The 10830-nt window shown below is 61.5% G+C and carries 8 protein-coding genes; 4 read left to right on the forward strand and 4 right to left on the reverse strand.

All coding sequences use genetic code 11. The annotated features are described in order from the left end of the window. The first annotated feature begins 39 nt into the window (after positions 1-39). From HCF10_RS14615 to HCF10_RS31710, 4 genes are all read left to right on the forward strand, one after another. Complete coding sequence (locus HCF10_RS14615) at positions 40-330, forward strand: DUF5629 family protein (protein WP_131700572.1); 291 nt, start codon at positions 40-42, stop codon at positions 328-330. Then, entirely contained in the window at positions 317-1492 is a 1176-nt protein-coding gene (locus HCF10_RS14620; RefSeq protein ID WP_167655828.1) for a lactonase family protein, read from the forward strand. The genes HCF10_RS14615 and HCF10_RS14620 overlap by 14 nt, the downstream gene beginning before the upstream one ends. A gap of 156 nt (positions 1493-1648) precedes the next feature. After that, on the forward strand, positions 1649-1828 hold the full coding sequence (locus tag HCF10_RS14625; protein ID WP_131700574.1) for a hypothetical protein: 180 nt from the start codon (positions 1649-1651) through the stop codon (positions 1826-1828). A 171-nt stretch (positions 1829-1999) separates the two neighbouring features. Continuing rightward, complete coding sequence (locus HCF10_RS31710; protein ID WP_259242710.1) at positions 2000-2125, forward strand: hypothetical protein; 126 nt, start codon at positions 2000-2002, stop codon at positions 2123-2125. On the opposite strand, the gene HCF10_RS14630 is transcribed toward HCF10_RS31710, so the two are convergent. The 4 genes from HCF10_RS14630 to HCF10_RS14645 form a co-directional block, all read right to left on the reverse strand. Beyond that, positions 2122-2715, reverse strand: coding sequence for a glutathione S-transferase N-terminal domain-containing protein (locus tag HCF10_RS14630; RefSeq protein WP_167655829.1), 594 nt, complete (start codon positions 2713-2715; stop codon positions 2122-2124). The genes HCF10_RS31710 and HCF10_RS14630 overlap by 4 nt on opposite strands. Continuing rightward, the gene (locus HCF10_RS14635; protein ID WP_167655830.1) at positions 2712-6350 is read right to left on the reverse strand and encodes an AAA family ATPase; all 3639 of its coding nucleotides are present in this window, start codon (positions 6348-6350) and stop codon (positions 2712-2714) included. The genes HCF10_RS14630 and HCF10_RS14635 overlap by 4 nt, the downstream gene beginning before the upstream one ends. Beyond that, complete coding sequence (locus HCF10_RS14640) at positions 6347-7588, reverse strand: exonuclease SbcCD subunit D C-terminal domain-containing protein (protein WP_131700577.1); 1242 nt, start codon at positions 7586-7588, stop codon at positions 6347-6349. The genes HCF10_RS14635 and HCF10_RS14640 overlap by 4 nt, the downstream gene beginning before the upstream one ends. Positions 7589-7694: 106 nt before the next feature. Then, complete coding sequence (locus tag HCF10_RS14645; RefSeq protein ID WP_131700578.1) at positions 7695-10775, reverse strand: hypothetical protein; 3081 nt, start codon at positions 10773-10775, stop codon at positions 7695-7697. Positions 10776-10830 lie beyond the last annotated feature (55 nt).

Genomic DNA, 10830 nt, shown 5'->3' on the forward strand with positions numbered 1-10830 from the left:
GCCTATCATCAGCGTTTTTTCCAGCGATGAATGAACCTGATGACTGCCGCCTCCCTGCTTACTGAACTCCAAACCAGCGACATGCTCGAAATCGATGGGCTGCACGCCTTTGATTTCACGCTCGACGATCAACAGCTGCTGATCAAGAGCATGGACGGTCGGGCCGAGAAACGCTGGACGTTCAGCCTGGCGCAAATAGAGGCTGCGACCTTTGATGACGCCTTGCAAAGCTGGACCCTCACCGGTGATTCGGGCGAGCACCGCCTGGTGTGCATGGCCGCCTTCACCGGCAACAATAACGACGAGGAAGACGAGCATGATGATGCGTAAATTCTGGCCGCTGCTGATGGCCGGCAGTGTGGGCGCGATGTCGGTGCAGGCTGCACCGGCTGACACCTATGAGTTGTTGGTGGGCAGCTACACCGCCGGCTCCAGCGAAGGCATTTATCGCCTGCAATTCGACAGCCGCACCGGTCAGTTCCAAGGCAAGCCGGTACTGGCCGCGAAGGCCGCCAACCCGTCGTGGCTGACGGTCTCGAAAGACCAGAAGCATCTGTTTGTGGTCAATGAGAACGGCCCTGGCCAGCAAGACCCGGTCGGTCGCGTGAGCAGCTACAGCATCGACCCGAAGAGTCATCAGCTCACCCTGATCAACCAGGTGCAGAGCCTGGGCAACGAGCCGACCCATTCCAGCGTCGCCGCGGATGGGCGTTACCTGTTCGTCGCCAATTATTCGGTGGTGGAAGATCCGGGCGGCAGCCTGGCAATCCTGCCGGTGGACGCTGCCGGCAAGCTGTCGGCCCCGGTGCAGTTGAGCGGGCACCCGGCCAGTCGCGTCAATCCCGAGCGCCAGGCCTCCAACCATGTGCATTCGGTGGTGTCGTCGCCGGATGGCAAGTACGTGTTTGTGCAGGACCTGGGCGCGGACAAGGTCTTCGCCTACCGCTACGACCCCAAGGCCAATCACGAACTGCCGCTGACCCCTGCCAACCCGGCATCGGTGCCCTTGCCACCGGGCAGCGGCCCGCGCCACCTGCTGTTCAGCGCCGATGGCAAGCATGCCTGGCTGACCACCGAGATGAGCGCCCAGATCGCGGTGTTTGATTACGCCGACGGCACGCTTCGCCAGACCCAATTGGTCGACTACGCCGCCGGGCAACCGGTGTCCGACAAGGCCGGCGCCGCACTGCACGCCTCCAGCGATGGCAAGTTCCTCTACGTGAGCAATCGCGGCACCGCCAACCAGATCATCGTATTTGGCGTGGACCCGGCCACCGCCCACCTCAAGGAGCTGCAGCGCCGCAGCGTCGAAGGCGACCACCCGAGGGAGTTCAGCCTCGATCCGAGCGGCAAGTTCCTGCTGATCGCCAACCAGAAGAGCAACGAAATCGTGGTGGTCGAGCGTGACCCCAAGACCGGCCTGCTGGGTAAAACCGTGCAGAAATTGCCGATCGATGCCCCCAGCGACCTCAAGTTTCTGGTGCGTCAATAAGCCACAGGCCTCGCAGTGCGGGGCCTGACCCTTAGTATTAATTGTATTAATAGCGGCTACTGTTTCAAAGCATTTCTAAGCTTCAACCCTCGGGCGTAAGTTGGGTTCCAAGGCCTTCCCCGGCCACCCAACCAAACGAATACAAGGGTTACCGACATGAACTTGAATCTCTTCTCCGTCATCGCCGCCTCCGCCGTTTCCGCCACCGTGGCCCTGCCTGCCGCTGCCAGCGTGGAAGTCAGCGGCACAAAATCCAGCACCAGTGCCTACACCCAGAAATACCTGCAACAAAGCGCCAACTTCTACGCCGCCCTGGATCACAAGACCCAGCAATGAGCGCTGATTGACCCTGCACACAAGCAGACGCCAAACCACTGGAACGTAAGCGCGCGTTCGAGTGGTTTGGCGTTTGTGTATCTGTCAAAGAAAAAAATGAGGTGGTGGCGTATTGCCATGTGTTAAAATTGACGCTTAAATATTGACGCCCTCTTTCATGGAATCGACAGCATGGCACTTCGACTCGCCGCACTTATCCTCGCCCTTTATTCCACCCCGATCCTGTCATCCGTGCAGTTGTCGGACGGCGAACCGGAGATCGCCCGCGAGCGGTTGTTGAGCCTGATCGAAGGCTAAGCCTTCGCCATCACGCCGATAAACAGGGGGGATTGCAGGAAGTCTTCCAACCAGCGTTGCAACGCTTTGTACGGCGTACCGGCAAACCATTCGCGGTCCACGTGGGCAAACTGCCGTATAAACGGCGCAAGCGCCATGTCCGCCAGGCTAGGGTGGTCGGCCAGCAGATAGGCGTGTTGGGCCAGCAACCCCTCAAGCTTCTGCAAGAACACCTCGCCTTCGGCTCGATAGTGTTCCATCGGCTGCTCGGGGTAGCGTTCGGCGTACTTGTATCGATTCAAGTGATGTTTGAACGTCGAATCGTTCTCGGCGATCAGCTCAAGTACCGCCGGATCTCCCTGCAACAACCAGTTATCCGGGTCGTGCCGGGCCAAGGCCCACCGCATGATCGCCAGGCTCTCGTCGATCACTTCGCCATCCACCACCAGCACCGGCACCGTGCCTTTGGGCGACAGCGCCAGCATCTCGGCCGGTTTGGCCTTGAGGCTCACCTCGACAATCCGCACCGCCACCCCCGAGTAGCGCAGCGCCAGGCGTGCGCGCATGGCATAGGGGCAGCGCCGGAACGAATACAGCAGCGCCTCGCTCACTTGACCTCCAGGGTGCTCAAGCCATTGCCCTGGCGCTTGACCTGGATCTGTACCGGGATGCGTTCGTGCATTTCCTGCACGTGGGAGATCACTGCCACTTTGCGCCCCTGGGCCTGCAACCCGTCGAGGGCGTCCATCGCCAATTGCAGGGACTCGGGGTCGAGGCTGCCGAAGCCTTCGTCGATAAACAGCGACTCGATCTTCAACGTGCTTGAGGCCATCGACGCCAGACCCAACGCCAGCGCCAGGGACACCAGGAACGTCTCGCCGCCGGACAACGAGTGCACCGAGCGCAGTTCATCGCCCATTTCCGTGTCCATCACCAGCAGGCCCAACATGCTGCCGCCGCGCTTGAGGCGGTAGCGGCGCACCAGTTGGCGCAGCTGCACGTTGGCGTGGTGCACCAGCAGGTCGAGGTTGTAGGCCTGGGCGATCTTGCGGAAGGTGTCGCCGCTGGCTGAGCCGATCAGCGCGTTCAGGCGCGCCCAGCGTTGCCACTCTTCATAGGCCTTGGTGATTTGCTCGGCCAGGGCACTGTTGGCGTCCTGGCGACGCTGGTCTTCGGACTGGCGCGCGCGCAGTTCGGCGCAGTGTTTCTCGCCCTCGGCCAATTGTTGATTGAGCGCGGCCAGGGCGCCATCGAGTTGTTCGGCGTCCAGGTTGCCGTTGTGCAGGGCCTGGTGTTCGGCGAGGCGTTGTTCGCGCTCTTGCAGCAACACCTTGGCTTGCTCGACGGCTTTTTCGCTGCTGTGCAGATGCTGGCGCAGCGCGCTGATGTGCGCGTCATCGAAAGCCAGCAGACGCGCCAGGCCCTCGTCATCCAGTTCGGGGTGCAGGGCGCGCCATTCGTTGGTACGGGCCTCGAGGGTGTGCTGTTCGGCTTCGAAGGATTGCTGGCGCTCCTGGTGGGCCTTGAGGTCGGCGGCCAGTTGGATCAGCTGGTTGCGGATGTCCTGCAACTGTAGGTTGGCGTCGGCCTCGCTCTGGCGTGACTGCACCACGGCCTGTTCCAACTGCTGCTGCCAGTGTTCGGCGCTGGCGTGCTCGCCCAGCAAGGCACTGAGTTTTTCCTGGGCGGCCTGTTGCTGCGCTGCCAGTTCGGTAAATTGCTGGTTCAGGGCGTCGAGTTGCTGTTGGCGATGCAGCTGATGGGTGTGCTCTTTCTCGATGGCCTGCTGGCGTTCCTGCTGCTCGGCGAGCTCATCCTTCTGGTGACCCAGCTGTTCAAGGCGTTGGCTGACCTGCTGGTCCAACTGCATAAAGGTCGCGGCCGGGTCGCTGCGCAAGCCTTCCAGTGTGTCGGCGGGCAGCAGGTGGGCAAAGGCGGTGAGTTCTTCGTCGAGACGTTCACGGTCGTTGGACAGCTCGCGCTGCTGGTCCACCAGCAATTGGCGCGCCTGCTGGCTCGCGTCCTGGGCGGCTTGCAGTTGCTGCTGCAAGCGCCCGGCGTTTTGCTGCAGGTTGAGCAGGGCGCCCTGGCGTTGTTCGTCCTGGGTGATGCTTTGGGTCAGTTGGCTGAGTTGCTGGGCCAACCAATGGCTGCGTTTGCTTTGGTCTTGGTTGAACAGCGAGGCCGCCAGCGGATGGGCGTCCAGGCTGGGTTTGAGCGCTTGCTGCTGGGTGGCCAGTTGCTCCTGTTGTTGCAGGAACTCCTTCTGTTGGGCAATCAAGCCACCGACTTCGCCGCGCAACTCGGTGAGTTTTTCCTTGAGGGTATCAACGGTATTCTGCGCCGTTGCTTCTTCTTGGTCGTCGTGGCGGCCAAGGCTTTGCAGCAGGGCTTCGGGCTGGTGATACGGATGCTCGTGGCTGCCGCACACCGGGCAGGGCTGGCCGTCCTGCAATTGCTCGCGCAGTTCCTCGACGCTGGCGCTGCGGGCCAGGCGTTGGCGTTCCAGCAGTTGCTTGGTCACCGTCAGGGTCTGTTCGGCAACGGTGAGTTCGGCTTTGGTTTGCAGGCCGGTCTGGTTCAGTTGTTCGCGCTGCTGTTGGGCGTCTGCGAGTTTTTGCGTCAGGACTGTGGCTTGCTGGTCCAGCTGTTGTTGGCTGTCCCACAGGCGAGACAGGTCTTCGAAGGCGCGTTGCTGCTTGCGATTGTCTTGCAGCAGGCTGGCCAGCAGTTGGACCTGCTCGGCCACGGCGTGCGGCTCGGCACCGGCTTCCTGGTACAGCAGGTCCAGCGCGTCACGTTGTTGGGCGAATTTTTCCGCGGCGGTCGTGGCACGTTGTTCCAGTTGCGGCAGTTCGGCCTGGCCTTTCTTCAGGCGATTACCGATCAGCATCAGTTGTTGCAGGCGATCGCGGTAGGCGTTCCAAGCCTCGCTGAGCGGGGCGAGGGCGCTGCTGCGTTCAAGTTCGGCGGCCAGGCGTTGCAGGCGTTCGGCAACGTGGGTGTGCTTGGCCTGTAAGCCTTGGAGCAGCGTCTGGCCTTCGGCGCAGGCGGCTTCTTGTTGCTGCTTATCCTCGCTGCGCTTGGCCAGGTCCTTGGTCAAGTGGGCGAGGGTGTTCTGTTCGGCGAAGGCCTGGTGCAGCAGCGGGGCGGCGTCGGTCTGTTGCTTCACGGCATCGGCCAAAGCGGCTTGGGCTGAGGCCTGCTGTTGCAGGGCCTGTTCCTGACGAGTCTGCAACTCGGCCTGTTGCTCGATATGCGCCTGAATTTGCGTAGCCAGCGGCTTGAGCAAGGTGTCGAGTTCTGCCAGGCGCGCAAACTGATGTCGTTGCGGCGCCAGTTGGTCCAGGCGGCTCAGGTCTTGGCGCTGTGCCCCCTGGCTGTCCCACTCCGCTTGCGCGCGCTGCAACTGTTCGGTGGCATTGCGCTGGCGGTCCTGCCATTCGCGCAATTCCTTGAGCCAGGTGTGCTGCAATTCCAGCTGCTTGAGCTGCGCCTGCTGGGTCTTGAGCTGTTGCTGGGCCGCGTCGAATTGCTCGTCCAGTTCGGCGCGCGCTTCAGGGGCCAGGGGCACCACGCCGGTGGCCTGGTCCTGCAAGTATTTGTGCGCGTCTTTGGCCTCCTTGGCCTTATCGAACGCGCGGCGGCCGAGCTGGGTGTACAGCGCGGTGTCGGTGAGCTTTTCCAGCAGTTCGCTGCGTTCGTTGTCATTGGCCTTGAGGAAGGCGCTGAACTCACTCTGGGCCAGCAGCACGGCGCGGGTGAACTGCTCGAAGTTCAGGCCCAGGGCCAATTCCAGCTGGGTCTTGTATTCGGTCTTCTGGCTGGCCAGCAGTTGGTCGCTGTCCAGGTCGATCAGGCTTTGCCGACTGTTCTGCAACTTGCCGCTGGCCTTGTCGCGGGCGCGATTGGCTTCCCAGCGCGCACGGTAGCGACGGCCGCTGACGCCGACAAAGTCAACTTCGGCATAACCGCCACCGGTGCCGCGACGGATCAGGGTGCGTGGGTCGCCGATGGAAATATCGCTGTCGGCATCCGGCATCTTGGCCTGGCCGGTATCGCCCAGGCGTGGCACGGCGCCAAACAGCGCCAGGCACAGGGCATCCAGCAGGGTACTTTTACCGGCGCCGGTCGGCCCGGTAATGGCGAACAGTCCGGCGCTGGCCAGGGGCTCTGCGGTAAAGTCGATCTCGAACGGCCCGGCCAGGGACGCGAGGTTTTTCAGGCGGATGGCGAGGATCTTCATGGCTGTTCACCTGCCTGTTGCACTTCCTGGAGCAGCACGGCGAAATCCTTCAAGGTCTGTTCATCCACTTCACTGCCGTAGCTGTCCTGCCAGGCGCGGCTGAACAGCTCCTGGGGCGTGAGCTGGTCGAGTTCGATCAGGCGCTCATCATCGGTGGTGTCGCTGCCACGTTTGCCGGCGTACTCGGCAGCGATGCGCACCAGGCGCACCGCCTTGCCTTGCAGGGCGGTTTCGATCTGTTGGCGCAGGTCCGGTTGCGGCTCGTCGAGGCGCACGCGCACTTCCAGCCAGGGGTGGCGCTGGGTTTCGGCGAGCAGGTCGATATCGGGCAAGTCCGCCAGGGCCTTGAGGATGTCGGCCAGGGGCGCGGCTTCCAGGCGTTGCAGGTTGACCGAACGGGGAATCAGCAGCGGTTCGACGCTGACCAATCGTTCGCCCTGGAACGTCACGTCGAGAATCTGGTGCTTATAGCCAATTTCGGAAAACGACAGCGGAATCGGCGAACCGCTGTAGCGAATGCGCTCCTCGCCATTGACCTTTTGCGGCTTGTGCAAATGGCCGAGGGCAACATAGCCGATACTTTTGTCGAACAGTTTGGCCGGCAGCGCCTCGGCATTGCCGATGATCAGGCTGCGCTCGGAGTCTTCCGACACTGAGCCACCGGCCATGTGCGCATGGCTGATGGCAATCAGCGCCTGGCCTTTTTTACGCTTGGCGTTAGCCGCGGCGATCAACCATTCATGGACCTGGCCAATCCCGTGCAGGTAATCATCGCCCAGGTGCGCACCGGTAACTTCCGCCGGGCGCAGGAACGGCAGCGCCAGGCACCACGCGGCGACCTTGCCCTTGGCATCCGGCAGGGGAATCAGCAGGCGTTCTGCGTCCAGCTGGCCGTCGTCCAGCCATAGCACGCGGCCCAGCGCATGGGTGCGCAGGCGCCGCATCAACGGCGCGGGCAGTTCGATCCGCGAGCCGGAGTCGTGGTTGCCGGCAATCATCACAATGGTCAGTTTCGGGTTTTGTTCGTGGGCGCTGATGATGAAGTCATACAGCCGCTCCTGGGCCTTGAGCGGCGGGTTGACGGTGTCGAAGATGTCGCCGGCGATCAACAGCACATCGGGATGCTGGGCCGCGATCTGGCGCAGCAGCCACTCGAGGAAGCAGGCGTGTTCGAAGTCGCGTTCCTGGCCGTGGAGGTTTTGGCCAAGGTGCCAGTCGGAGGTGTGGAACAGACGCAAGGCGAACTCCGTGGGGAAGCTGAAAAGGGGGGAGTTTACCTGTAAACCTGGAGGAGAGGGCTGATCGTTCCCGGGCGAGGTGGGAACGATCAGTTGTTTCAGTTAGTTACCGTTCCTTCATCGTGACATGCCCGATGTAGAAGTCATTCCCGTCGCCACTGGAGATCGTGTTGTGTAGACCAAGCTTTACCGAGCCTGTGACCGGCGCGGTATAGACACCAGTGCCGGTGCGCCAGATCGTCTGTCTTTGTGTGTTCACGGCTGAGCCGATAGCGCTGCCACTGACGGTGAGATAGATATTGGTTGCGTTTGCGCCCGTGGCTCGTATCGCGCGCAGTGAAAAGCTCAAGTCATAGGTCTTGTTGGCTTGTACCTGGACTGTATACGCGATGACCGGCCCGGAAAAGTTGTAAGGCCCGTCGGTATACGAGCCAATCCCAAGCCCTACGCCTTCATTGGCGATGTTGTTTGTGTCTCGGTATTGTCCATCTGGGCTCCAGCCGTGCCAGCTGCCGGTAGTGAAAGGCCATTCCATCGACAGCTTGCTCCGCTGCACAACGGTGTATGTCGTGATCGGAAAGGTGACGATGCTCTCGGCATCCAGGGTGCCATCGAACGTTGCCTGGAACTTCACATGGATGGGACTGTTGTTGGGGATCGACTCCAGCCAACTGCGCGGTACTGGCAGGTTGTGCAACCCATTCGCCGCCTCCGCTGAGGTAAGCGGGTGCGCCGTCAACAGGTTCAAGTCATCTACGCCTGCGCTGCTGCAGGTCAGCCACACCCAATCGCCCGCCGCACTCAGGGGCCACTTGGCCACGGCGGCGGTCGCATCGCCGGCAATGGTGTTGAGGTTCAGCGTTCCGCCGGGGGCGATGTCGTTGATCCTTGGAAAGGGAAGTGGATTGGGCGTCAGCTCATCAAACGCCAGTACCCGCAAGTCCAGTATCTCGGAGTTTGTGAGGGCACCCTGGCGGTGGACGCTATAGCCCACTCTGAGTACCTGCCCCAGATGAGCCGCGATATTCCTGCCGGAGGCATAGAAATCAACATACCCCAAGGACGGGTCGCCGGGCTTCGGTTTGATGGCCGGTATCGCGAAACCGGGCTTGCCGAACAGGAAGACGGTGATGTCATCGGTATAAAGCATCGGCGCATACCTCACGCGGATGGTGAATACCGCCGCTTGATCGATATGCAACGGATTCATCTGCGCACTCGTCGGGCCTGTCTTCGTGGCCTCCAGCACTTCAGGTACATCCAAGGTCAGCATGGCACCGACTTTCATCACGACGGCATGGGATAATCGCGTGCGCGCACCCGGACGGGTGAGGGTGTAGTAAATGCGCGCCGATCCGTTGAGATTGGCCAGAACATACTGGCGCTGGACGTTAAATGGCAGATCGCGGCCAACCCAGTGCGGCAATACCTGGAAGATGATGGGGGGCGCACTGCCGCCGCTGGCGCTACCTTCGAAGTACAAGGTGATGATGTCATCTTCTTGTATATCGGTGTGTGCCCGGACCAGGATGTGTGCGTCACCGCTCGACTGGTCTGGATCGAACACATACTCGGGGGGCGGTGCCTGTTCCACGAATGGTTCAGGCAACGAAGCCTGGGGTAATCCGACATCGAGCAGCAGATCCTGCGAGGGACGAGTTCCTTGGGCGTTAGTGGCGGTATAAGAAAGCCTGAGGGTACCGCCTTCGAGTTTGGCGATATCGCCGTTGACCCCGTTCGCCAACCGGAAGGTGATAGGCCCTTCGCCGGCCGCTTTGTAAACCTCGCGGTAATACCGCGAACCGTTGGCATACACGCCAACCAGGAACAGAGTGACCAGGTCGAAAGGATCCTGGCCTGTGTATTCGTCAATTCTCACGGTGACATATGCCGATTCCGGCGGCAGGGTGACGCCGTCCGGCGCCTCATCCACGCGAGGTGCTGGCAAGCTGATGTTGATCGGTGTGCCGGTGACCTGCACGATAGTCGTGTGCGAGCGCCGGTTTGGAACGCCAGCGCGTATGCGCTCATAGGACAATTGCACACGGCCGCCCACCAGTGGCGCAAAATCCTCGAACGGGAAGGGGATGCGGGCATTGCGCCCGGTGACAGTGACGCGGTGTTCGTAGTAGGTGGTGACGCTCGCCCCCTGCGCATTGCGGCCAATAGCCCTGACCCGAATCAGATCGCCGACCACATAGTCAAAGCGATGAACGGAGACTTCGATGGTGGCGTCTGCCCCCATCTGCTCGTCCACATCAAGGACGTCCGCAGGTGCTTCGTAGATGTAGCACTCAGGCAGCAGCGGTTCGGCGCCATCATCCAGCTCGACCTCGATCAGCACCGCCGGTGACCAGCCTGGGGAATAGTTACCCACCTCATCGACGACTTCGTACTCGCAGACGTGTGAGCCGCTGCCGATCTGCGCCCAGGTGCCCGCATACACCCAGATTACAATCGGCTCGCGGCCGGCCGCCTCGCCTTCGGTGATCCGGTGGTTGAGGATAAATCCGCCAATGCTCAGGCGAATGCGGTCCCGCACCGTGCGGTGGGTGTTGGCGGGCCTGTTGATGTCGAGGGGGTAGAAGGGAATTGTCACCTTCACCCCCAGACCGGCTGCTGTTTCATCGACGAAGTCGGTATCCGGCTCGGGCGCGCCAAGGTTGGAATGCCACGGTTCGCTAGGTATCGGATCCGGCCCGGCAGGCGCTACAGTGTCGATTTTGAGCCTGAAGCGGCGAGTCTCCTCCGTTCCGCCAAGCACTCGCGTAACCCGGAAAAAAACCGGTTCCACGGGGCCGTCTGTAAACCGTGTACGGGGGATGTACAACGGGATCTGAATGCCCTTGTCGGCTTGTTCCTTGGTCACCGTGTGAGTCGCTACGGGCGTGATGACATCGCGGTAGAACAGCTCGATGAAATCCAGTTGCGTCATGTCCAGATAGGGCAACAGGATGCACAGCAGACCCTCGTCGCGATGGTTGTCCAGGGCGGCCAAATTGATCCCACCGTCGAAGCCGACCACAGGCGTGGTCATGCCGGGGATGTAGAGTGGGAGCTCGGAAAACGGCACGGGGGCATGGTATTCGGGGGTGGTCAGGTCGAAAAAGTCGTCAGACCCAGGTTCAGGATGTAAGGGCGAGCGTACGGCAGGCAGCCGCGGGTTGGAGAGCTGTTCTTGATCCATGATCAGGCGTCCTGTGAGTAGCGAAATGACCCGTACCGGCGAGTGACGCGCGGCA

The organism is Pseudomonas sp. B14(2022) (genome assembly GCF_012030485.1).
GTDB lineage: Bacteria > Pseudomonadota > Gammaproteobacteria > Pseudomonadales > Pseudomonadaceae > Aquipseudomonas.